Raw genomic sequence first — 22,922 nt, 5'->3', positions numbered from 1 at the left:
GGCGACCCGGTCGCGCGCTCCTCAACCGGCGAGGTGTGAAATCAGTGGAATTGTTCGGACTCGGTGGAGCCAACGAGGGCGAGGGTTGCGCTGTCAGGGTTGAGCGCCGTGGCGATCCGGTCGAAGTACCCGGTGCCCACCTCTCGCTGGTGCTTGGTGGCGGTGTAGCCGTCTGCCTCGGAGGCGAACTCGGCCTCCTGCAGCTCGACGTATGCACTCATCTGACGCTCCTTGTAGTCGCGCGCCAGCGTGTACATCGAGTGGTTCAGGGCGTGGAAGCCGGCCAGGGTGATGAACTGGAAGGCGTAGCCCATCGCCGCGAGCTCCTTCTGGAAGCGGGCGATCTGGTCGTCGTCGAGGTGACGCTTCCAGTTGAACGACGGCGAGCAGTTGTACGCGAGCTTCTTGCCGGGGAACTCCTTGTGGATCGCCTCGGCGAAGGTGCGGGCGAGCTCGATGTCGGGCTCGGCGCTCTCCACCCAGATCAGGTCGGCGTACGGCGCGTAGGCGAGTCCGCGGCTGATCACGGTGTCGATGCCGGGGTTGGTCTTGTAGAAGCCCTCGGCGGTGCGGTCACCGGTGAGGAACGGCTTGTCGCGGTCGTCGACGTCGCTCGTGATCAGGTTCGCGGCGAGCGAGTCGGTGCGGGCGATGATGATCGAGGGCACGCCCGCGACATCCGCTGCCAGACGGGCCGCGTTCAGGGTGCGGATGTGCTGGCTGGTGGGAATGAGCACCTTGCCGCCCATGTGGCCGCACTTCTTCTCGCTGGCCAGCTGGTCTTCCCAGTGCACGCCCGCGGCGCCGGCCTCGATCATCGAGCTCATCAGCTCGTAGGCGTTCAGCGGTCCGCCGAAGCCCGCCTCGGCGTCGGCGACGATCGGCTGCAGCCAGTCACGCACCTCGCCGCCCTCGGCGACCTCGATCTGGTCGGCGCGCAGCAGCGCGTTATTGATGCGACGCACCACCGCGGGAACCGAGTTGGCCGGGTACAGGCTCTGATCCGGGTAGGTCTGGCCAGACAGGTTCGCGTCGGCGGCAACCTGCCAGCCGGAGAGGTAGATCGCCTTCAGGCCGGCGCGCACCTGCTGAACCGCCTGGTTGCCGGTGAGGGCGCCGAGCGCGTTCACGAACGGCTCCTCCTGGATGTACTTCCACAGGTTCTCGGCGCCGCGGCGGGCCAGCGTGCGGTCTTCGCGAACCGATCCACGGAGGGCGATGACATCTTCGGCCGAGTAGTTGCGGGTGATACCGCTCCAGCGGGCGTCGGTCTTCCACTGGGTCTCCAGCTCGGCCGCGGTCTGGGTCTGGTCGCCTGGGCGAGTGGTGCTCATCGGTGCCTCCGGTACATGCTTGGTGGCCCGCCTGTCGGGCCGTGGCATCAACTCTCGAGGCAAAACAAGCCATTCTGCGGGGATCGTGCAGCAGAAATTTGGCAATTCTTCCACGCGTCAGAAATTTAGCCCGTCTGGCACCGACGGACGATTTAGGGGCGCTAACCCGCCCATTTCTACGGATTTGGCAGCTCGCGGCCGATTAGCTACAGGCACCCAGTCCAATCGTTGTGACACGGCGGCCGCCGCAACCTGATCCTGAAAACGCTGGACGCGGTGGGTTTGGGCTTCGACTCCTGACATGGTTATGGGATGACGAGCTACGACGAGGTGCCCGACGCCCTGACGATCGGCAAGCGGATCCGGCAGCTGCGCACGCAGCGCGGCATGACGCTCGACGCCCTCGGGTCGGCCATTGGCCGTGCCGCCTCGCAGGTCAGCGTGCTCGAGAACGGCAAGCGCGAGCCCAAGCTAAGCGACCTGAAGACCGTCGCCAAGGCACTCGGCGTGCCGCTCGACGCGCTGCTCACCGCCGAAGCCCCGTCCAAGCGAGCGGCGCTGGAGATCGCCCTGGAACGTGCCATGCGCGGGCCGCTGTTCTCCTCGCTCGGCCTGCCGACGCTGCCGGTGCGCCGCAGTCTCAGCGACGAGGCGATCGAAACGATCCTGGGGCTGCACACCGAGCTGGACCGGCTGCACCGCGAGCGCGCCGCGACGCCCGAGGAGGCCCGCCGCGCGAACACCGAACTCCGCCAGCAGATGCGCAGGCAGAACAACTACTTCGCCGAACTGGAGACCGAGGCGAAACGCCTGCTCGCCGCCGTCGGGCACACCGGCGGCCCGCTGTCGCAGCGGCTGACCGCCGAACTGGCAGCGCACCTCGGTTTTTCACTGCACTATGTCGCCGACCTGCCCGCATCCACCCGGTCGGTCACCGATCTGCGCAACGGCCGCGTCTACCTGCCGGTGAAGGCCGACGGCGACCCGCGCAGCACGCTGCTGCAGGCGCTGGCCAGTCACGTGCTGGGGCTCGCCGAGCCGCGCGACTACGCTGAGTTCCTTCGCCAACGGGTGGAGACGAACTACCTGTCGGCGGCGCTGCTGGTGCCGGAAGACGACGCCGTCGCGTTTCTGACCACCGCGAAAGCGCAGAAGCAGCTCTCGGTCGAAGACCTGCGCGACGCCTTCGCCGTGCCGTATGAGACGGCCGCGCACCGGTTCACCAACCTGTCGACCGAGCACTTCGACATTCCGGTGCACTTCCTGAAGGTGCACGAATCCGGGGCCATCTCCAAGGCATACGAGAATGACAAGGCGCAGTTCCCGACCGACGCGCTCGGCGCCGTCGAGGGGCAGCTGGTCTGCCGCTACTGGAGTGCCCGCCAGGTGTTCGCGGTGGAAGACCGGTTCAGCCCGTATCACCAGTACACCGACAAGCCGGGTGGCACGTACTGGTGCACTTCCAGTATCCAGACAACCGCGCAGGGTGCGTTCTCGGTGAGCGTCGGCACCCCGTTCGCGCACGCCAAGTGGTTCCGCGGGCGTGATACCACCAACCGGCAGGTGTCGACCTGTCCGGATGACGCGTGCTGCCGCCGCGCGCCGGAGGGCCTCGCCTCGGCCTGGGCCGGCAACGCGCTGCCGAACGCGCGCATGCAGTCCTCTCTGCTGGCCGCGATGCCCGCCGGCACCTTCACCGGCGTCGACAGCACCGAGGTGTACACCTTCCTCGAGCAGCACGCTCCCCGGGCAAAAACTAAGCTGGCTTTGACAGACTGACGCGGTGCAGATCGACAGCCCCGACGAACTTCAGCGACTCCATGACCTGAGGGGTGAGTTCACTCGGTTCATGCTCAGCTACAAGTTCGGCGTCGATGAGCTCATGACCAAGATCAACATCCTCAAGGAAGAGTTCAGCCACACCCACGAGTACAGCCCGATCGAGCAGGTCAGCTCCCGGCTGAAGACACCGGAGAGCATCCTCGAGAAGGCGGCGCGCAAGGGCATTGACATCTCGTTCGACGCCATCCGGCGCGAGATCTCCGACATTGCCGGCGTGCGGGTCACCTGCAGCTTCATCACCGACACCTACCGCGTCTGCGAACTGCTGGCCGGGCAACGGGATATCACCGTGCTGGAGGTGAAGGACTACATCGCGAAGCCCAAGCCGAATGGCTACAAGAGCCTGCACATGATCGTGGAGATTCCGGTGTTCCTCTCCGACCGGGTGGAGCAGGTGAAAGTCGAGGTGCAGATCCGCACGATCGCGATGGACTTCTGGGCCAGCCTCGAGCACAAAATCTATTACAAGTACAACCGCGCTGTGCCCATCGACCTGCTCACCGAGCTGAAGCTGGCCGCGGATGTCGCGAGCACGCTCGATCGCAGCATGGAACACCTGCACGACGAGGTGCGCGCCCTCCCCGAGGAGCCAGACGCTGGCCGGATGCCCGCAGAGTCGCTGCGCCTGCCCGAGAACCTGCGGGTGACCCTCGGGCCGGATATCCCGCCCAGCGCCTGAGCTGCGAGAGTAGAGGGATGGCCGAGCCGATCAACCAGACCGACGACCAGGGCCGCAAGAGGGGCATCTGGGAGGAACGCTTCAAGGACGGCACCCTCGCCGGCCGGGGCAGCTACGTCGACGGCGAGAAGTCCGGCGAGTGGAAGTACTACTTCCGCACCGGAGAGCTGCGCGCCGTCGGCAACCTGTCCGCCGGCCAGCTCACCGGATTCTGGGTCTGGTACCGCGACGGCGGCGGCAAGCTGCAGGAGGGGCGTTTCCTCGACGGCGAGCAGGACGGCCTGTGGAAGCGCTGGTTCGCGAACGGCAAGCTCCTCGACGAGGGCGAGTACGCGCGCGGCAAGAAGCGCGGCGAGTGGAAGTACTACAACGAGGACGGCACCCTCAAGAAGCCGACGTCCCACCGCTAGGGGCGGCCGCTCTCGGCGACATCCGCTCTCACGTGAGCGCGGCGGTCTGCACCAACCAGTCGCGGAACAGGTCGTCGTCGATCTCCTCGACGCTAGCGACCTTCACCGAGGCAAGGTCGGTGGAACCGACGGATGCCTCGAGCCTGCCGGAGGGGTCCGACACCCGCTTCCCACCCCAGAGCAGCAGGCTCACGTAGCGCGGATACGCCTTGAAGCCCGCCACCGGCACGTCCACGGCCATCCACACCGGGTGGCCGTGCCAGATGCGCACGGCAGCCTCGGGAAGCGCCTCGTCGATGAGTTCCTGCAGGCGCAGGGCGACCACGCGCTGCGGCACCGCGAGGTGGCTGATGTACTCCTCAACGGTTTGCATGGAGTCTCACCTCGCTTGCGTCAAGTTCCGGTGTCCAGTCCTCCTGCACCATCCGCGGCACCGGGTGGATGTTCACCATCAGCGCGTTGCGGGTGGAGCGGTTCTTGAACTCGTGCCAGGTGTTCGCGGGGATCATCGCGATGGTGCCGCCATGCAGCATGTGCATTTCCCCACCGACGATGGCTTCGATCTCGCCTTCGATGACCACGAAGGTCTCGATGTACGGATGCCGGTGCTTGCTCGCGCCCTTGCCGGGCGGGCTCGTCACGAAGAAGAACGACACCGGTGACCCGTGGTCCTCTCCCTCGAACCTCCCGGCGCCACCGGACTGGGCGATGAGCTGTGCGATCTCGACGGTGTTCATCTGGCGCTCCATGTTCATCTGGCGCTCCGTTCCCTCACCGCTATGGTCGACCGGTCCACGGCATCCGTCAATGGCTTTGTAGTGCTACATTGCGGAGCATGGATGCCGCGCCCTTCCCTGTTTCGATCGACGCCTCAGGCAAGACTCCCCCGTTCGAGCAGCTGCGGCTGCAGGTGATCGAGCAGGTGCGAGCCGGGACGCTCGCTGCCGGAACCCGGCTGCCGCCGGTGCGCCGGCTGGCCGAAGACCTTGGCCTCGCCGCTAACACCGTTGCCCGGGCGTACCGCGAGCTGGAGGCCGACGGGGTGATCGAGACCCGCGGCCGCAACGGCTCGTTCATCTCGGCGCACGGCGACGAGACGGAGCGCGCCGCGCAGCTCGCGGCGCGTGACTATGCGGCGCGCATCCGGCACCTCGGGCTGTCGACGGATGCCGCGCTGGCGCTCGTCGCGGCGGCGCTGCGCGACTGAGGCAGCCCCGGCACCCGCACCGGTAAACCGCGCGGGGTTTCTCACTCAATGCGGCGCTATGTAGGTCCGCATGGTGGGAGAAACCCCGCGCGGTGCGGAAGGGCACCCGCGGCGGGGCAACCCGCGGCGTCACCGGCTCCGCTACAGCGGCAGCTCCTGCATCATCCGGTCGGGGTTGCCAAAGCGGTGCGCGGTCACCGACACCGCCTGCTCGTGCAGGAAGGCGAGCAACTCCACCCGGCCGGCCGTGGTGACCGGGCCTGCGTAGATCGCGACATCCGGTGACCCGCCCAAGGCGGTGGCCAGATCGGCTGCCGATCCGCCGATCAGCCGCACCCGATGCGTGGTGAGCGCTCCGGATGCCACCCGCACGTGCCAGCGCGCGTCGGATTCCACGATCAGCGAGCCGACCGTGACCGGCGACTCCGGACCGGCGATCAGGGTGGCCAGCTCCGCCGGCAGCACCACAGCCGAGCTGATGTCGATGCTGGCGCCGGCAAGGGTGGCCCCGGCGATCAGCCGCACCAGGTCGCCGATCGAGGCGCCCTCGGCGAGCCGCAGGGTGACCGGAACCGGCCGGTACCGGAACACGTTGCGCTCCACGCCCAGCTGCGAGACATCCTTCGAGATGCCGAACTCCTCGGCCCACACCCGGCTGTCGTCCTCGGCAGCCTGCCGCACCCGGTCGAACTCGAGGTAGTCCATGCCGGGCTGCGCGGCGGTGATCACCGAGGTCACGGAACGGGCCAGCCCGGTCAGCCGCAGGTTCGACTTGGGTGGCGCATCCACCGGCTCCCACGAGCCCAGCGTGAGCAGGTAGTTCGGGCCGCCGGCCTTCGCGCCGGCCCCCACCGAGGAGCGCTTCCAGCCGCCGAACGGTTGCCGCTGCACGATCGCGCCGGTGATACCACGGTTGACGTAGAGGTTGCCGGCCTGCACCCGCTCGGCCCAGAGGGCGACCTCGTCGGCGTCGAGTGAGTGGATGCCCGCGGTTAGCCCGTACGCGGGGGCATTCTGCAGCTCGATCGCGTCCTCAAGGGTGCGCGCGGTCATGATGCCGAGGATCGGGCCGAAGTACTCGGTGCGGTGGTATTCCGAGCCGGGCGCCACGCCGTCCCGCACCCCCGGCGACCAGAGCCGGCCGCTGTCGTCGAGCTGTCGCGGCTCCACCAGCCAGGTCTCCCCGGCGCCGAGCTGGGTGAGCCCGGCGAGCAGCTTGCCGGTCGGCTTCTCGATCACCGGCCCCATGATCGTCGTCGGGTCATCCGGCATCCCGACCCGCAGCGTCTTAACCGCGTCGATCAGCTGCCGGCGGAAGCGGTCGGAGGTGGCGACCGAGCCGACCAGGATGACAAAGGATGCCGCCGAGCACTTCTGCCCCGCGTGCCCAAACGCGCTCTTCACCACGTCGTTCGCGGCGAGGTCAAGGTCGGCGTGCGGGGTGACGATGATGGCGTTCTTGCCGCTGGTCTCGGCGAGCAGCGGCAGGTCGGCCCGCCAGGAGCGGAACATCTGGGCGGTCTCGTATCCGCCAGTGAGGATCACCCGCTCGACCGCGGGGTGCGCCACCAGTTGCTTGCCGAGCGTGCCGGAGTCGAGGTTGGCGAGCACCAGCAGGTCGCGCGGGATGCCGGCCGCCCAGAGCGCCTCGACCATCACGGCTGCGGTACGCCGGGCGGTGCGAGCGGGCTTGATGATCACCGCGCTGCCCGAGGCGAGCGCCGCCAGCACCGAACCGGTGGGAATGGCGATCGGGAAGTTCCACGGCGGGGTTACCACGGTGAGTGTGGAGGGCACGAAGCGGGCGCCGGTTACCGTGTCGAGCAGGCGCGCCTGGGCGGCGTAGTAGTGCGCGAAGTCGACCGCCTCGCTCACCTCGACGTCGCCCTCGGCGATGGTCTTGCCGGTCTCGGCGGCGGCCACCTCGATCAGCTTCGCGCGGGAGGCCTCGAGCTCCGCTCCGGCGCGGTCGATCAGGGCGGCGCGGTCGGCGGCCGGGGTGGCACCCCAGGTGGTGCCGGCGCGCACGGCGGCGGCGATGGCGTCGGCGAGCCTGGTCTCGTCCGGGATGCGCGCCGCCTCGAGCGTGGCGATGCCGAGGGTGCTCGACGCGCTGCGTTCGAGGATGGCCCGACCCCAGGCGCGGTTGGCGGCGAGCGCGGGGTCGGTGTCCGGGGTGTTCGCGAACGTGGTCGGCGCGAGCGAGGCGGGCACCGCGCCGCGGTCCTGCGCGCGGTTCGGCGCCGGCACCTCGGGCGTGAGCGCCGCGAGGGACGCCCGGAACCGGTTGGCCTCACGCCGGAACACGGGCTCGTGCTCGGCCAGGTCGAACAGGCCGCTCATGAAGTTCTCCGGGCTGGCGTTCTCCTCGAGCCGGCGCACCAGGTAGCTGATCGCGGAGTCGAACTCCTTCGGGTGCACGACGGGCGTGTACAGCAGCAGCCCGCCGACGTCGCGGCGTACGGCATCGGCCTGGCTGGTGGCCATGCCGAGCAGCATCTCGACGTCGATCCGGCCCTCCACACCCCGCCGCTTGGCCAGCAGCCAGGCGAAGGCCAGGTCGAACAGGTTGTGCCCGGCCACGCCGATGCGCACGGCGTCGGTGCGGTTCGGGGTGAGCGCCCAGTCCAGGATTCGCTTGTAGTTGGTGTCGGTCTCGACCTTGCTGCCCCAGGTGGCGAGCGGCCAGCCGTGCATCGTGGCGTCGACCTGCTCCATGGCGAGGTTCGCGCCCTTCACCACGCGCACCTTGATGCCGGCGCCGCCGGCCCGCCGTCGCTCGGTGGCCCAGGCGTTCAGCCGCTGCATCGCCGCGAACGAGTCGGGCAGGTAGGCCTGCAGCACGATGCCGGCCTCGAGGTTCTTCAGCTGCGGCTGATCGAGCAGCCGCATGAACACCGCGATCGTCAGGTCGAGGTCGCGGTACTCCTCCATGTCGAGGTTGATGAACTTGCTGCCCTGCCCGCCGCGTGCGGCCAGCAGGTACAGCGGAGTCAGTCGCTCCACGACTCGCTCCACCGTCTCGTCGAACGCCCACATGTTCAGCTGGCTGACGATCGACGACACCTTGATCGAGACGTAGTCGACGTCGTCGCGCTGCAACAGCTGCCGGGTTCCGGCCAGCCGGCTGTCGGCCTCGGCGTCGCCGAGTACGGCCTCGCCGAGCAGGTTGAGGTTCAGCCGCACCCCCTGCTGGCGCAGCGTCGCCAGGGTCTTGTCGAGCTTGTCGGGGGTGGCATCGATCACGAGGTGGCTCACCATCGAGCGCAGCACGGTGCGCGCGGTGGGGATGATCGGCCACGGCAGCAGCGGCGCGAACGCCCCACCCAGCGACACCGCGCCGCGCAGGTACCAGGGCAGGAACGACGGCACCAGGTGGCTCACCCGCTCGAGGTTCTTGCCGGCCACATGCAGGTTCTCCGGCCGCACCACGCGGTCGACGAAGCCGAGGGTGAAGTCGAGTCCCTTGGGGTCTTTCAGCACGCCGGCCAGGCGCGCGGCGCTGGCATCGGTGGCGACATCCGTGCTCTCACTGAGCCAGCGGCGCACGGTCGCGATGACCTCGTCGGACAGCTCGCCGGCGTGGAACTCCTCGGTCGAGGAAGTGGGCGAAATACTCAAGAATCTGCCTCGCAAATCGGGGTCAGGGTGCGTGCTGCGTATAGTGTGCGGCACAACTCTCGTTAGATAAAGCGCCTAGTTCTGCACGATATTATTCACAATCACTTACGAATGGATGCCGCATGCTCGACGTTCGCAGACTACGCCTACTTCGTGAGCTGAAGATCAGAGGAACCCTCGCCGCCGTTGCCGAGGCCCTGGCGTACAGCCCGTCCGCGGTGTCGCAGCAGCTCGCCATCCTCGAGCAGGAGGCGGGAGTGCCGCTGCTCAGCAAGTCCGGCCGTCGGGTGCAGCTGACCCCGCAGGCCGACGTGCTGGTCGCCCACACCACCCAGCTGCTCGAGCGACTCGAGCTGATGGAGTCCGAGATGCACGCGTCGCTCAGCGAGGTGTCCGGCACCGTGCGGCTGGCGGTGTTCCAGTCCGCAGCGCTCGGCATCGTGCCGCAGTCGCTCACCCTGCTAGCCGAGCGCTACCCGCAGCTGCGGGTCGAGGTCACCCAGCGCGAGCCGGAGAGCGCGCTCGCCTCGGTCTGGGCGCGCGATTTCGACCTGGTGATCGCGGAGCAGTACCCGGCGCACTCCGCCCCGCGGCTGGCCGAACTCGACCGCGAGGTGCTCTGCGACGACGGCCTGCGGCTCGGTACCACTAAGGCCAGCGGCATCCGTTCGATTCAGGATGCCGCCACCCTGCCCTGGGTGATGGAACCGCGCGGCACGGCCTCACGGCACTGGGCGGAGCAGACCTGCCGGTTGGCGGGGTTCGAGCCCGACGTGCGTTTCGAGACGGCCGACCTGCAGGCGCACATCCGGTTGATCGAGTCGGGCAACGCCGTGGCGCTGCTGCCCGATCTGGTCTGGGCCGAGCAGACGCCGACCCTCGACCTGGTCGAGCTGCCAGGGTCGCCGTCGCGCACGGTGTTCACCTCGGCGCGGGAGGCCAGCGCCAGTAGGCCCACGATCCAGGCCTGCCGGGCGGTGCTGCTGGAGGCCGTGCAGTTGCTCGGCGCCTGACGAACCGCTCGCCTGACCGCCCGTTAACGGACTGTGCCCCACGGAAGACCGTGGGGCACAGCAGCGGATGTGGAGTTTCGGGTCCTCCGCATACAGGGGGACGAACTACGCGGCGATTGCCTCGGCGTCGGCGCGAACGGTCTGCAGCGCGGCAGCCCACGGGAGCAGCTGGTCGATCTGGCCCTGCAGCTCGCCGGCCTTGACCTCGGCGGGGGTGAACTTGACGTCGGCGGTGAACATGCCCTCGAAGTCGGTGAACAGCGAGAACATGACTGCGGTGCGGATGTCGGCAACCTGCAGCTCGCCGAGGATCTGACGCACGTGCTCAGCGGCGCGAACGCCACCCATCGAGCCGTAGGAGATGACGCCGGCAGCCTTGTTGTTGTACGCGGTGGGCGCGATGAAGTCGAACGAGTTCTTCAGGCCACCGGGCAGCGAGTGGTTGTACTCGGGGGTGATGAAGAGGAAGCCGTCGAAGCTGTCGATCTTGGCCTGGTACTCGGCACCCAGGTTCGGGTAGTCGACGAGGTCGACGAGCTCGAACGAAGCGCCCTCACCCTTGGCGTTGGCGAGAACCCAGTCGCCAACCATGCGGCCGACGCGGCCTTCGCGGGTGCTTCCAACGATGATGCCGATGTTGAGGTTAGACAAAGAATGTCCCTTTCTTGAAAGTTCAGGTACCACCCTATGAATTTGGGTGACGCGTCAACGATATGTGCCCCTAGATGATGTGTCAACTACTTGATAGAATATTCAGCATGTCCGAAGTTTCGGAAGTCAGTACCCAGGAATGGACCGTCTGGCGCACCTTCCATATGATGCGCCGACAGCTTGACCGCGCCCTGGAGGGCCAGCTGCAGCGGGATGCCGGAATCTCCGCCGCCGACTATGAGGTGCTGCTCGCGCTGTTCGAGTCGAGAGACAACCAGCTGCGCAGCCGCGACCTCGGCGAACTGATCGGCTGGGAGAAGAGCCGCATCTCGCACCAGGTTTCGCGCATGGAAAGCCGCGGCCTGGTGGAACGTCGCGAATGCTCCGACGACCTGCGCGGCACCTGGGTCGGACTCACCGCCAACGGGCGGCGGGCGATCCTCGGGGCGATGCGGGAGCACGCCAGCAAGATCCGTCAGCTGTTCCTCGACGTGCTGACCGACGACGAGAAGGCCGCGCTGTTGGCGGCATCCGTGCGCGTGCTCGACACGATCGCCCCGCCGGTCTGCGACGACGTCGCACCGGGCCGCCCCGCCGCCGCAGGTTAGGCGCGCCACCGCCCTAGGCTCGACCCATGTCTGACCTCTACGACGTCGCCATCATCGGGGGCGGCCACAACGGGCTCACCGCTGCCGCGTACCTCGCGGACGCCGGTCTCCGCGTGATCGTGCTGGAGAAACTCGACGTGCTCGGCGGGGCAGCCGTGTCCACCCAGGCCTTCGACGGCGTCGACGCGCAGCTGTCGCGATACTCCTACCTGGTCAGCCTGCTGCCGAAGCGGATCATCGACGACCTGGGCCTCGAAATCCGGCTGGAACGCCGCCGCTATTCGTCATACACGCCGGTTCCCGGCTCGGACACCGGCCTGCTGATCGACCACGGCGACCCCGCCGCCACCACCGCGAGCTTCGCGGCGATCGGTGCGTTCGAGGATGCCGCGGCCTGGCGCGACTTCTACTCCGGCACCGGGCGCCTGGCCACGACCCTGTTCCCCACCGTGTGCGACCCGCTGCTCACCCGCCGTGAGGCGCGCGCCGCGGTGGGCGACGACCGCGTCTGGCAGGCGTTCATCGAGCGGCCGGTGGGCGAGGCGATCGAGTCCGCCTTCGCGAGCGACGTGGTGCGCGGGGTGGCGCTCACCGACGCCCTGATCGGCACCTTCGCCCCGAATCTCGACGAGAGCCTCGCGGCGAACCGCTGCTTCCTGTACCACGTGATCGGCGGCGGCACCGGCGACTGGGACGTGCCGGTCGGCGGCATGGGCGCGGTCAGCGGCGAGCTGGCCCGCGCCGCCAGGCTTGCCGGGGCCACCCTCGCCACCGGCGCCGAGGTGACCGCGATCACCCCCGACGGCGAGGTGTCCTACACCGTCGGCGGTGAGCAACGGCGGCTCGGCGCGACGAGGATCCTGGCGAACGTGTCGCCGTGGACGCTGGACGGGCTGCTCGGCCGGGGCGGGACCGACCGCGTCGCCGCGACAGGCGGGTCCGGCCCCACGGTCGCCAAACCGGAAGGCGCCCAGCTCAAGGTCAACCTGCTGCTCTCCCGTCTGCCCCGGTTGCGCGGCGATGTCGACCCGGCGGCCGCGTTCGGCGGCACCTTCCACATCAACGAGGGCTGGCGGCAGCTGCAGGCCGCATACGACAGCGCCGCCGCCGGCCGGATCCCCGACCCGCTGCCCGCCGAGATCTACTGCCACACCCTCACCGACCCGAGCATCCTGTCCCCCGAGCTGCGCGCCAGCGGAGCACACACCCTCACCCTGTTCGGGCTGCACGCACCCGACCGGCTCACCGCCGACCGCGACCAGCTGCAGGCGGCAGCACTGGCGTCGCTCAACTCGGTGCTCGCCGAGCCGATCGAACCGCTGCTGATGACGGATGCCGCGGGCGCACCATGCATCGAGACGAAGACCACCCACGACCTCGAGTCGGCCCTGGGACTGCCCGGCGGCAACATCTTTCACGGCCCGCTGACCTGGCCGTTCGCCGAAGACGATGCTTCGCTTGGCACCGCAGCGGAACGCTGGGGCGTCGCGACAACCGACCCCTCGATCCTGCTCTGCGGCGCGGGCGCCCACCGCGGCGGCGCGGTGAGCGGCATCGGCGGACATAACGCCGCGATGGCGGTGCTCGAGGAGCTGTAACCGGACGACCCTGCCCTGTTGCTCGGCAGACCCCCCGGTCTATGGTGGCGTCATGCCCGAATTCGCAGAGTTGCGTGCGCGCATCTCGTCGCCCGTATTCACGCCCTCCGATCCCGGTTTCCCCGACGAGACCACCGGCTTCAACCTCGCTGTCACCCATCAGCCGGATGCCGTGGTCGTGGCCGAGAACGAGTCCGACATCGCCCAGACGGTGCGGTTCGCCCGGGAGAACGGGATGCCGGTGCGCGTTCAGGCCACCGGCCACGGCGCGACCGAGCCGTATACCGACGGCGTGCTGGTGATCACGAGGAAGCTTGACCGGGTGTCGATCGACGCCCAGGAGCGGACCGCCACCTTCGGCGCCGGTGTGCGCTGGGCCGCCGTGCTGGCCGCGGCCGCCGAGCACCACCTCGCCCCGATCACCGGGTCGTCGCCGCAGGTCGGCGCCGTCGGGTTCCTGCTCGGCGGCGGCCTCGGCCCGCTGGCGCGCAGTCACGGCTTCGGCTCCGACTACCTGCGCGAACTGCGGCTGGTCACCGGCCTCGGCGAGATCGTGGTGGCGAACTACACCGAGCATCCCGACCTGTTCTGGGCGCTGCGCGGCGGCAAGGGCGGCCTCGGCATCGTCACCCAGGCCACGATCGAGCTGATCGAGGCTGACACGCTCTACGCGGGGTCGCTGGTCTTCGACGAGCCGCACATCGAGCAGGCGCTGCGGGCGTGGGTGGACTGGTCGGCCAGCGCCCCAGACGAGGTCACGTCGAGCGTGGCGCTGATGCGGATGCCCGATCTCGACCTGGTACCGCCGCCTCTGCGCGGCAGGCATGTGCTGAGCGTGCGGGTGGTCTCCAGCGGGCCGGTGGACGCGGGCCCGGAGCTGGCCGATCCGCTGCGCCAGGCCGCGCCGGTCTACCTCGACCTGCTCGGTGAGCTGCCGACCAGCCGACTCGGCCTGGTGCACAACGACCCCACCGATCCGGTGCCGGTCTGGGATCACGGGATGCTGCTGACCCCCATCGACCAGGACTTCGCCAGCGCCCTGCTCGGCGAGGTCGGCCCCGGCACCGAGATTCCGGTGGTGATCACCGAGGTGCGGCACATCGGCGCCGGAACCAAAATCGACGTCGACGAGGGCTCCGCGGTCGGCGGCCGCAACTCCGACTACTCGCTGGCCTTCATCGGAATGGAGCCGGAGCTGTTCGAGACGGTGCTGCCGGCATTCGCCGACCGGGTGAGCGCTGCGGTGGCGCCGTGGGTCTCCCCCGAGCTCACCATCAACTTCATCGGCCGCACCACCTCACCCGACCGCGTCGCGAAGGCCTGGCCATCCGACATCCTGAACCGCCTCACCGAAGTCCGTCATCGTTACGACCCCGAAGGAGTCTTTCCCTATGGCTACTGAGAACCTGGCTGCCGAAACGCCCGAGGCCACCGGCTGGTTGGAACGCGACAGCCAAGGCATGGCGCTGATGATCAGCCGCACCTTCTACGCGCCCGCGCGCGAACTGTGGGGCAGCCTCACCCGCCCAGACGAGCTGGCGAAGTGGATCGGCCGCTGGTCGGGAACCGCCGGCATCGGCAAGACCATCGCCTTCGAGATGATCGAAGAGGACGGCACCCTCGAGCACGTGACCATCCTGGGCTGCGAGCCGCCGCGGCACTTCCGCGGTGACTTCGGTCGGTCGGGAGACACCTGGCGAGTCGGCTTCGACCTGACCGACGCCGAAGGCATCACCACGCTCACCCTGAAGCACTACCTGCGCAGCAAGGAGGACCTGGCCGACATCGGCCCCGGCTGGGAGTGGTACCTCGACCGCCTGGTCGCGTCTCGCGAGAACAGCCCGATGCCAGACTGGGATGACTATTACCCAGCACTGAGCGAGTACTACGAGAGGCTTTGACAATGGCGGATGCCCAGAAGACCCTGCCCACCGAGGTGGCGCCCGCCGATTTCATCGCCCAGCTGCCGGAGGACAAGCGCCGCGAGCAGGGCGAGCGCGTGCTCGCCCTGATGAGCGACGCGACCGGCGATGTCCCGATCATGTGGGGGCCGAGCATGATCGGCTACGGCTCGCAGCACTACCGGGGCAAGAGCGGGCGCGAGGGCGACTGGCCCAAGGTCGGGTTCTCGCCGCGTAAGGCGGCGATCACCTTCTACGGGCTGCTCGACCACGAGGAGCTGCGGCCGCTGCTGGGCAAGCTCGGCAAGCACACCCTCGGCAAGGGCTGCATCTACGTGAAGAAGCTCGAGGACATCGACGAGACGGTGCTGCGCGAGCTGGTTTCCCGCGCCTATGGTCTGGCGAACGGGATCTTCGCGTAGCGCCGACGCCCGCTACCCCGCTGATTCCCAATGGCTGGGCGTCGGCGTGCGGGTGCTGGGCAGCGCGACATCCGTTCCCCAGGTCAGCAGCCACTCCGGCACCTGCACCTCGTGGGGGGCGACGCCGATCACGTCGTGAAGCTCGGCCATGTGCACGTGTCCGCCGCCGCGTTTCAGGAAGCGCCCGCGCAGGTACATCCGGGCGTACACCTCACCCTTCACCACGAAACGCTGCTCGAGGTACACCGCGCGCTCGTCATAGCCCAGGAACCGGCTCTCAACCACGAAGCGCTGCCACGGCATCAGCGACTTGCGGTAGCTGATCGTGGAGCTCGCCACCACCGGGTACCAGCCGCGCCGGGTCATCTCCTCATACATGCCGTTGCGCTTCAGCAGGTCGAACCGGCCGATGTCGGCGATGGAGAGGTACCGGCCGTTGTTCATGTGCCGGTAGATGTCCAGGTCGGTCGGCAGCACCCGGAAGTTGGTGCGCACCACATCGAACGGGCCGACCTTCGCGCGGCGGGCGGAGAGCCAGAGATGCAGCAGGGTGCGCCAAAGCAGATTCACTCCGGCAGACTAGCGAACCCCGCAACGCATCGGAGATTCGACTGTAGAGATGCCACAAACGGATGCCGCGGACACCGGCGCCGACTGGTGCGCAAGCACTCGCCCGTGGCCTTTTGATCCACTTCGTCGGGGTTGAGCCACGGCGCGGTGGCTCAGACCCGACAAACTGGATCAGACGCCCCGACCAGCACGCCCGCCCGCCCCGAGGATCCCACCCGCACCAAGCACCGAGCACTCCGCTCAGTGCCGGCGGTGGTCCTGGATTGTCATCCGCGGGCCGAATGCGGGCTTGCGCACCCCGCTCGCCAGCAGCAGCCGCACCACCCGTTGCCGGTGGCCGCGCCACGGTTCCAGCAGTTCGAGCATGCCGTCATCGTCGACCGGCGCACCGACCATCGCCCAGCCGACGAACGCGGCCAGGTGGTAGTCGCCGACACTCACCGCGTCGGGGTCGCCGTGCGAGCGCTGGGTCACCTCCGCGGCGGTCCAGATGCCGATGCCCGGGATGCTGCGCAGGCGCGCCCCCGCGTCATCCTTGTCAGCCAGCCGGTCGATCGACGCCGCGACGGCGGCCGCGCGCATGACCGTCGCGGAGCGCTGCGGTCCGACGCCGGCCTTGTGCCACTCCCAGGACGGGATCCGCTTGAAGCCGTCACCGGTGGGGATCAGCCGCATGCCGAGGGGCGCCGGCCCGGGCGGCTCCTCGCCGTGCTTGGTGACCAGTTGCCGCCACGCGCGCAGCGCCTCGACCGCGGTGACCTTCTGCTCGAGGATGGCCGGCATCAGCGCCGCGAAGACCCGGCCGGTGCGCGGCAGCCTGAGTCCCGACATCCGTCGCCTCGTCTCGGCCAACAGCGCATTGCCGCTCACGTCGAGGGCTGACCAGTCGTCGCCAGCCCCGCAGAGGTCGGGCACGCCGGCGATCGCGTGCTCGGCGCCCGGGCCCCAGGCCGTGGCGGCAATCTCGGCGCCGGCGCGCAGATGCAGGGTGGCCGGGCCGTCCGGAGTGCGCAGCGTCAGCCAGACGTTCGACCCCTCCCAACGGAAGGTGGGGTCGTACGTGCCGCGGCCGACCGGGCCGAGCGTCTGGCGAAGGTCGACCGGCTCGCGCGGAGCGTAGGTCGACTCGAGGGGCATGCAGGCAGGCTACGCCAGTCGGCTGAGGGGGTGGACGCCAACCGCGCACCCAGCACACCCCGCCTACACTGGACGCTCGTGGCCATTCCGAAGATCCTGCTGTTCTATGTCTTCACGCCCCTCGCCGACCCCGACGCAGTCCGCCTCTGGCAGCGCGACCTGTGCGAATCGCTCGGGCTGAAGGGGCGAATCATCCTCTCCGCCGACGGCATGAACGGCACAATCGGCGGCGACCTCAAGGCCGTCAAGAAGTACGTGCGCAAGACCCGCGAGTACGCAAGCTTCAAGAACATCGACTTCAAGTGGAGCGAGGGCACCGGCGACGACTTCCCCAAGCTCAGCGTCAAGGTGCGCGACGAGATCGTCAGCTTCGGCGCACCTGGCGAGTTGAAGGTCGATGCGAACGGCGTCGTCGGAGGCGGCACGCACCTCTCCCCCGACGAGCTGCACGAGCTCGTGGCATCCCGCGACGTCACCTTCTTCGACGGCCGCAACGCGTTCGAGGCCGAGATCGGCCGGTTCGAGGGCGCGGTGGTTCCGGATGTCGCGAACACCCGCGAGTTCGTCGCCGAGCTTGACAGCGGCAAGTACGACCACCTCAAGGACCAGCCGATCGTCACGTACTGCACCGGCGGCATCCGCTGCGAGGTGCTGTCCTCGCTGATGCTGAACCGCGGCTTCAGCGAGGTCTACCAGCTCGATGGCGGCATCGTGCGCTACGGCGAGCGATTCGGGGACGCCGGCCTGTGGCAGGGCTCGCTGTACGTTTTCGACCAGCGGATGGCGGTGAACTTCACTCCGGATGCCGCGGTACTCGGGCACTGCGTCGCCTGCGGCAACCCCACCAGCCGGATGCGCAACTGCACCGAGCCGTCCTGCCGCGACCAGTTCGTGGTGTGCGAGGCCTGCGACGCGGTGGCCTGCGAGCGGCACGCGGTTGAGCCCGCCGCCTGAAGCCGTCGGCCGCGACATCCGTCACATGACGCCGTCAACTCAGCCGTTCCGCCGCCCGCGATAAGCTCAACCCCAACATCACCCTGACCCTGGCGGGCGTCGCAAGCGTCCGCACCACCACCCAGAAGGCAGGCGCATTCATGCGAATTGGCATCCTCACGTCGGGCGGCGACGCTCCCGGTCTCAACGCGGTCATTCGTGCCGCCGTGCTGAAGGGGCAGACGCTCAACGGCCAGGAGTTCGTCGGCTTCAAGAACGGCTGGAAGGGTGTGATCGAGGAAGACCTGATCCCGCTCGGCCGCCACGAAGTGCGCGGCATCAGCAAGCAGGGCGGCACGATCCTCGGCACCTCGCGCACCAACCCGTTCGAGGGCAACGGCGGACCAGACCGCATCCGCGAGGTGATGGCCCGCAACGAGATCGAGTCGATCATCGTGATCGGCGGCGAGGGCACCCTGGCCGCCGCGAAGCGACTGTCCGATGAGGGCCTGCCGCTGGTGGGCGTACCGAAGACGATCGACAACGACATCTCCGCCACCGACTACACGTTCGGATTCGACACCGCCGTGCAGATCGCCACCGACTCGATGGACCGCCTGCGCACCACCGGCGACTCGCACGGCCGCTGCATGATCGCCGAGGTGATGGGCCGGCACGTGGGCTGGATCGCGCTGCACTCCGGCATGGCCGCCGGGGCTCACGCCATCCTGATCCCGGAGCAGAAGACCTCGATGGACCAGATCATCGAGTGGGTGACCAGCGCCCACGACCGCGGTCGCGCACCGCTGATCGTGGTGTCGGAGGGCTTCGAGCTCGACACCATGGACGACCCGCACCACGAACGCGGCCTCGATGCGTTCGGACGGCCCCGGCTCGGCGGCATTGGCGAGAAGCTCGCGCCGGTGATCGAGGAGCGCACCGGGATCGAGACCCGCGCCACCACCCTCGGCCACATCCAGCGCGGCGGCACGCCCACCTCGTACGACCGGGTGCTCGCCACCCGGCTCGGCATGGCCGTGCTCGACCTCGCCCTGGACAAGCAGTGGGGCCAGATGGTGGCGCTCCACGGCACCGACATCGTCACGGTCGGATTCGAAGAGGCGCTCGGCAACCTGAAGACCGTGCCGCAGGCCCGGTACGACGAGGCCCGCATCCTGTTCGGCTGAGTTTCCCGACCTGCTCGGTCGGACTTCGGCGGCTCGGGAGGATGATTTCGCGCTAAACCGTCCTTCCGAGCCGCCGAAGTCCGTCCGTGGAGCAGCCGACCGGAGAATTTCGCCGCGTCCAGAAGGGTCCGGATGCCGCGGCACGAGTATCGTGGACGCGTCATGCTGCTCACGATGCTGAAGTCCAAGATCCACCGCGCCACGGTCACCCACGCCGACCTGCACTACGTCGGCTCGGTCACCGTCGACAGCGAGCTGCTTGAGGCATCCGGCATCCTGCCCGGTGAACTGGTCTCCATTGTCGACATCACCAACGGGGCGCGGCTCGAGACCTACACGATCGCCGGCGAGCCCGGCAGCGGCGTGCTCGGCATCAACGGCGCCGCCGCGCACCTGGTGCACCCCGGCGACCTCGTCATCCTGATCGCGTACGCGCAGATGACCCCGGACGAGGCGCGCGCCTTCCAGCCGGCGATCGTGCATGTGGACGCCGGTAACCGCATCGTGCATCTGGGAGCGGATGCCGCGGACGCCACCGGTGTCGACGCCGTGCGGGCCCCGCTCGCGCTTTAGCCCTCGACTGCCGGCGACCCCAGCGTGAGTGCTGCGGCCACACGCGTGATTCCGCAGAGAACGCCCATGCTCTGAGCAAACATGGGCGTTCTCTGCGGAATGACGGAGGCTACTTCGACTCGACCGACTCCGTGTCCTGCTCGGTGTCCTGCTCGGTGTCCGAGCCCGTGGCTGCGCCTGCGCTCGTACCCGCAGCGCCCGCGGCAGCCTTGCGACGGGCGCGCAGCTTGCCGAAGACCATCGGGCCGAACGCGAGCAGCGCCGCGAGCAGCAGGATGCCGATCGAGATCGGGCTTTCCAGCATGATGCCGAAGCTGCCCTGGCCGAGCGCCGAGGTCTGCACGAGGGCCTTCTCGAACAGCGGGCCGAGCACGAGGCCGAGCACCAGCGGGGCGACCGGCAGGTCGAGTTCCTTCATGATGTAGCCGACGATGCCGAAGATCAGCACCAGCACCACACTGAACATGTTGTTGCTCACCGAGTAGGCGCCGATGAAGCTGGTCAGCAGGATGATCGGGTACAGGTAGCCGTACGGGATCCGCAGCATCTGCGCGAACACCGGCGCCAGCGGCAGGTTCAGGATCAGCAGCAGCACGTTGCCGATAAAGAACGAGACGAGCAGTCCCCAGACCAGGGTCGGCTGGGTCTCGAACAGCAGCGGGCCGGGCTGCAGGCCGTAGATGGTGAACGCTCCGAGCAGCACCGCGGTGGTGCCACCGCCGGGGATGCCGAGCGCCAGCGTCGGCACGAAGTTCGCGTTCGCTGCCGCATTGTTCGCGGCCTCCGGTGCGGCGACGCCCTCGATGGCTCCCTTGCCGAACAGGTGCTTGTTTCTCGACACCTTCTTCTCGATGCCGTACGACATGAACGAGGCGAGCGTGGATCCGGCGCCGGGCAGGATGCCGAGCAGGAAGCCGATGCCGCTGCCGCGCAGGATCGGACCGGTCGAGCGCTTCAGCTCGGACTTGGTGATCACCATGTCGCGGAACCGGGTGCGGATGGGCGCCGCGGCACCGACCCTAATCTGGTACAGCACCTCACCGAGCGCGAACAGGCCGATCATCACCTCGACGAACGGGATGCCGCCGAGCAGGTCGATGTTGCCGAACGTGAACCGGGCGTCGCTGAAGCCGGTGGCGACGCCGACCGTGGAGATCAGCAGACCGACAGCGGCCATCATCAGGCCTCGCGCGAGCGAGCCGCCGGCGAAGCTGACCACGATCACCAGTCCGAGGATCATGATCGCGAGGTTCTCGACCGGGCCGAAGTTTAGTGCCAGGTCGGCCAGCGGCGGGGCGAGCGCCATCAGCAGCGCGAGCGAGATGATCGCGGCGACGAACGAGCCGATGGCGCTGATCGCCAGCGCGGCGCCCGCTCGACCGTTTCTGGCCATCTGGTAACCGTCCAGCGTGGTTACCACGCTCGCCGCTTCACCGGGCGTGGAGATCAGCACCGAGGTGATGGTTCCGCCGTACTGGGCGCCGTAATAGATGCCGGCGAGCATGATCAGCGCGGTGACCGGCTCAAGCGCCAGGGTCAGCGGGATCAGGATGGCGACACCGGTGGTGGACCCGAGACCCGGCATGAGGCCGATGATCGTGCCCATGAGCACGCCGATGAAGCACCAGAGGATGTTCTCGGGGGTGAGCGCGGTCTCAAAACCGAGGATGAGGTTGTCAATCATGGCTACAGAATTCCGAGTAGGCCCTGGGGCAGCGGCACGCGCAGCAGAACCCCGAAGACGAGCCAGGCGACAGCGAGGGCTGCCACGGTGACGATGAGAGAGGAGAGCATCTTGCGCTTCTCGATGACCACGGCGATCACGAACAGCATGAGACCGAAGGCGAGCAGGAAGCCAATCACGTTGACCAGTAGCAGCGCCACGATCAGGATGCCGGTGACCGCGACGAGCATGCGGTTGCGCTGCTTCTGGGTGCGACCGAAGATGTCGACATCCGTCGCCTTCTCGGTGTCGACCTCGGCCTGCAGTGCGTCGATGGCTTCGGTGTCGAGCGCGAGTTCGGCGTCGTAGTTGTGTTGGCGCCGCTCGAGCAGCCGGCCGATGATGTCGATCACGGCGAATGCGGCGACGAGGCCGCCTGCCAGGACGGGCAGGAAGCCCGGCCCGATGCGGCCTTCCTCGCCGAATGCGCCATAGCCGATGCCGCCGATGACGGCGGCAACGCCGACGGCCGCCAGGACCGCGGTGAACGCGATCCCGGCGACCTTGAGTCGTGCAGATTCCACTACTTCAGTACCTTCTTGAGGTCTTCGTTGTTGCCCTCGAGGTACGTGACGAAGTCGTCGCCGTAAACGGCGTTGGCCTGCATCACATTCTGCTCGATGTACTCGGCGTAGGCGTCCGACTTCTCGAACTCCTTGGCCGCGTTGATCCAGAACTCCTTGGCGTCGTCGCTGATGCCGCCCGGGGCGATGAAGCCACGGAACTGCGCGAACGCCACGTCGATGCCCTGCTCCTTGGCGGTGGGGATGTCGGCGAGCTGGTCGTACTCGTAGCGCTCATCCGAGAACGCGCAGAGCGCCTTCAGGTCGCCGGATTCCAGCTGGCCGAGCACCTCGCCCGGGTTCAGCGAGGCGATGTCGATCTGGCCGCCGAGCAGGGACGCGAGCACTTCGCTGCCCGATTCGAACGGAACGCGGTCGAACTTGACGTCCATTTCGTCCTCAACCAGCGTGAAGACGATCTCGTCGAGGCTGGTGGCGCCGGACACGGCCGCGACGACGCGGTCGGTCTTCGCCTGGTCGACGACGTCGGTGCAGGTCTCGAACGGCGAGTCGGGTGCGACCACGAGCAGGGTGTAGTCATCGCCGAGCTTCATGATCGGGGTGAAGCTGGTGAAGTCGAATTCGACGTCCTGGGTGAGCGGCAGGGCGAGCATCGCCGTCTCGGAGGCGAGCAGGTAGTTGTCCTTGCCCTCCTGCGCGAGGAAGTGCGAGTAGCCCACCGCGCCGGAGCCGCCCTCGCGGTTCTCCACACTGACGTTGGTTCCGGTGACCGATTCGAGCCCAGCGGCGATGGCGCGGCCGCTGAGGTCGCTGCCGCCGCCGGCGCTGAACGGAACGATCATGCGCGCGTCGCCGGAGAGGCTGAATGCTCCGCCTTCGCTGTCGGCCGAGGATGCGCCCGAGCTGCAGGCGGTGAGGGCCAGGATGGCGGCTGCGCCGATCGCGGTCACCTTTGCTGTGGTTGACACCATTGTCTGTCTATCTCCTTT

General features: G+C 68.3%; 23 protein-coding genes. 13 read left to right on the top strand and 10 right to left on the bottom strand.

Translation table 11 applies throughout. The annotated features are described in order from the left end of the window. Window positions 1-41: 41 nt before the first annotated feature. The gene (gene aceA / locus HCT51_RS00445; RefSeq protein WP_166876515.1) at window positions 42-1,334 is read right to left on the bottom strand and encodes an isocitrate lyase; all 1,293 of its coding nucleotides are present in this window, start codon (window positions 1,332-1,334) and stop codon (window positions 42-44) included. A gap of 312 nt (window positions 1,335-1,646) precedes the next feature. Here aceA and HCT51_RS00440 point away from each other — a divergent pair, with 312 nt between their 5' ends. The 3 genes from HCT51_RS00440 to HCT51_RS00430 are packed head-to-tail and all read left to right on the top strand — an operon-like array spanning window position 1,647 to window position 4,265. Next, on the top strand, window positions 1,647-3,113 hold the full coding sequence (locus HCT51_RS00440; RefSeq protein WP_166876517.1) for a helix-turn-helix domain-containing protein: 1,467 nt from the start codon (window positions 1,647-1,649) through the stop codon (window positions 3,111-3,113). A 4-nt stretch (window positions 3,114-3,117) separates the two neighbouring features. Beyond that, window positions 3,118-3,855 carry a GTP pyrophosphokinase gene (locus HCT51_RS00435; protein ID WP_370626880.1) on the top strand — a complete coding sequence of 246 codons (738 nt, stop codon included), beginning with the start codon at window positions 3,118-3,120 and terminating at the stop codon, window positions 3,853-3,855. Between the two features lie 17 nt (window positions 3,856-3,872). Then, window positions 3,873-4,265, top strand: a complete 393-nt coding sequence (locus HCT51_RS00430) for a toxin-antitoxin system YwqK family antitoxin (protein WP_166876519.1) — start codon at window positions 3,873-3,875, stop codon at window positions 4,263-4,265. Window positions 4,266-4,293: 28 nt separating this feature from the next. On the opposite strand, the gene HCT51_RS00425 is transcribed toward HCT51_RS00430, so the two are convergent. Together HCT51_RS00425 and HCT51_RS00420 are read right to left on the bottom strand one after the other, a co-directional pair. Continuing rightward, window positions 4,294-4,638, bottom strand: a complete 345-nt coding sequence (locus tag HCT51_RS00425; RefSeq protein ID WP_166876521.1) for a DUF1801 domain-containing protein — start codon at window positions 4,636-4,638, stop codon at window positions 4,294-4,296. Continuing rightward, the gene (locus tag HCT51_RS00420; RefSeq protein WP_166876523.1) at window positions 4,625-5,020 is read right to left on the bottom strand and encodes a cupin domain-containing protein; all 396 of its coding nucleotides are present in this window, start codon (window positions 5,018-5,020) and stop codon (window positions 4,625-4,627) included. The genes HCT51_RS00425 and HCT51_RS00420 overlap by 14 nt, the downstream gene beginning before the upstream one ends. 80 nt (window positions 5,021-5,100) lie before the next feature. On the opposite strand from HCT51_RS00420, the gene HCT51_RS00415 reads away from it, so the two are divergent. Beyond that, the gene (locus HCT51_RS00415) at window positions 5,101-5,472 is read left to right on the top strand and encodes a GntR family transcriptional regulator (protein ID WP_166876526.1); all 372 of its coding nucleotides are present in this window, start codon (window positions 5,101-5,103) and stop codon (window positions 5,470-5,472) included. A 141-nt stretch (window positions 5,473-5,613) separates the two neighbouring features. On the opposite strand, the gene HCT51_RS00410 is transcribed toward HCT51_RS00415, so the two are convergent. Beyond that, the gene (locus tag HCT51_RS00410; protein ID WP_166876919.1) at window positions 5,614-9,087 is read right to left on the bottom strand and encodes a bifunctional proline dehydrogenase/L-glutamate gamma-semialdehyde dehydrogenase; all 3,474 of its coding nucleotides are present in this window, start codon (window positions 9,085-9,087) and stop codon (window positions 5,614-5,616) included. A gap of 128 nt (window positions 9,088-9,215) precedes the next feature. On the opposite strand from HCT51_RS00410, the gene HCT51_RS00405 reads away from it, so the two are divergent. Beyond that, window positions 9,216-10,106 (top strand): LysR substrate-binding domain-containing protein, encoded by an 891-nt coding sequence (locus tag HCT51_RS00405; RefSeq protein WP_166876529.1) that lies wholly within the window; start codon window positions 9,216-9,218, stop codon window positions 10,104-10,106. A gap of 105 nt (window positions 10,107-10,211) precedes the next feature. Here the strand turns inward: HCT51_RS00405 and HCT51_RS00400 are convergent, their stop codons facing one another. Beyond that, window positions 10,212-10,757, bottom strand: a complete 546-nt coding sequence (locus HCT51_RS00400) for an NADPH-dependent FMN reductase (RefSeq protein WP_166876532.1) — start codon at window positions 10,755-10,757, stop codon at window positions 10,212-10,214. 107 nt (window positions 10,758-10,864) lie between these two features. Between HCT51_RS00400 and HCT51_RS00395 the strand changes: the two genes are divergently transcribed. The 5 genes from HCT51_RS00395 to HCT51_RS00375 are packed head-to-tail and all read left to right on the top strand — an operon-like array spanning window position 10,865 to window position 15,286. Beyond that, window positions 10,865-11,365: a MarR family winged helix-turn-helix transcriptional regulator gene (locus HCT51_RS00395; RefSeq protein WP_166876536.1), complete on the top strand. Its 501-nt coding sequence runs from the start codon at window positions 10,865-10,867 to the stop codon at window positions 11,363-11,365. A gap of 26 nt (window positions 11,366-11,391) precedes the next feature. After that, on the top strand, window positions 11,392-12,963 hold the full coding sequence (locus HCT51_RS00390; RefSeq protein ID WP_166876538.1) for a phytoene desaturase family protein: 1,572 nt from the start codon (window positions 11,392-11,394) through the stop codon (window positions 12,961-12,963). 52 nt (window positions 12,964-13,015) lie between these two features. Then, a complete protein-coding gene (locus HCT51_RS00385; protein WP_166876541.1) occupies window positions 13,016-14,365 on the top strand; it encodes an FAD-binding oxidoreductase in 1,350 nt (449 codons plus the stop codon). After that, a complete protein-coding gene (locus tag HCT51_RS00380) occupies window positions 14,355-14,864 on the top strand; it encodes an SRPBCC domain-containing protein (RefSeq protein WP_166876544.1) in 510 nt (169 codons plus the stop codon). Before HCT51_RS00385 ends, HCT51_RS00380 begins: the two co-directional genes overlap by 11 nt. A gap of 2 nt (window positions 14,865-14,866) precedes the next feature. Further along, window positions 14,867-15,286, top strand: coding sequence for a DUF1801 domain-containing protein (locus tag HCT51_RS00375; protein WP_166876547.1), 420 nt, complete (start codon window positions 14,867-14,869; stop codon window positions 15,284-15,286). Window positions 15,287-15,298: 12 nt separating this feature from the next. On the opposite strand, the gene HCT51_RS00370 is transcribed toward HCT51_RS00375, so the two are convergent. Both HCT51_RS00370 and HCT51_RS00365 read right to left on the bottom strand, forming a co-directional pair. Beyond that, window positions 15,299-15,856 (bottom strand): acyl-CoA thioesterase, encoded by a 558-nt coding sequence (locus HCT51_RS00370; protein ID WP_166876550.1) that lies wholly within the window; start codon window positions 15,854-15,856, stop codon window positions 15,299-15,301. A 240-nt stretch (window positions 15,857-16,096) separates the two neighbouring features. Beyond that, window positions 16,097-16,993, bottom strand: a complete 897-nt coding sequence (locus tag HCT51_RS00365) for a DNA-3-methyladenine glycosylase family protein (RefSeq protein ID WP_166876553.1) — start codon at window positions 16,991-16,993, stop codon at window positions 16,097-16,099. A gap of 78 nt (window positions 16,994-17,071) precedes the next feature. Between HCT51_RS00365 and trhO the strand changes: the two genes are divergently transcribed. From trhO to panD, 3 genes are all read left to right on the top strand, one after another. After that, window positions 17,072-17,947, top strand: coding sequence for an oxygen-dependent tRNA uridine(34) hydroxylase TrhO (gene trhO / locus HCT51_RS00360; RefSeq protein ID WP_166876556.1), 876 nt, complete (start codon window positions 17,072-17,074; stop codon window positions 17,945-17,947). 140 nt (window positions 17,948-18,087) lie between these two features. Beyond that, window positions 18,088-19,113, top strand: a complete 1,026-nt coding sequence (locus HCT51_RS00355; protein WP_166876559.1) for a 6-phosphofructokinase — start codon at window positions 18,088-18,090, stop codon at window positions 19,111-19,113. A 162-nt stretch (window positions 19,114-19,275) separates the two neighbouring features. Next, entirely contained in the window at window positions 19,276-19,686 is a 411-nt protein-coding gene (panD, locus tag HCT51_RS00350; protein ID WP_166876922.1) for an aspartate 1-decarboxylase, read from the top strand. Between the two features lie 109 nt (window positions 19,687-19,795). Here the strand turns inward: panD and HCT51_RS00345 are convergent, their stop codons facing one another. From HCT51_RS00345 to HCT51_RS00335, 3 genes are read right to left on the bottom strand one after another with little or no spacing between them, the layout of a single operon-like run. Further along, the gene (locus HCT51_RS00345; protein ID WP_166876562.1) at window positions 19,796-21,370 is read right to left on the bottom strand and encodes a tripartite tricarboxylate transporter permease; all 1,575 of its coding nucleotides are present in this window, start codon (window positions 21,368-21,370) and stop codon (window positions 19,796-19,798) included. 2 nt (window positions 21,371-21,372) lie between these two features. Then, the gene (locus tag HCT51_RS00340; protein ID WP_166876564.1) at window positions 21,373-21,933 is read right to left on the bottom strand and encodes a tripartite tricarboxylate transporter TctB family protein; all 561 of its coding nucleotides are present in this window, start codon (window positions 21,931-21,933) and stop codon (window positions 21,373-21,375) included. Continuing rightward, entirely contained in the window at window positions 21,933-22,901 is a 969-nt protein-coding gene (locus HCT51_RS00335; protein ID WP_370626879.1) for a tripartite tricarboxylate transporter substrate binding protein, read from the bottom strand. Before HCT51_RS00335 ends, HCT51_RS00340 begins: the two co-directional genes overlap by 1 nt. Window positions 22,902-22,922: the final 21 nt, after the last annotated feature.

It is taken from the genome of Salinibacterium sp. ZJ450, assembly GCF_011751885.2.
Lineage (GTDB): Bacteria > Actinomycetota > Actinomycetes > Actinomycetales > Microbacteriaceae > Ruicaihuangia.
This window is presented reverse-complemented; position numbering and strand designations above follow the sequence as displayed.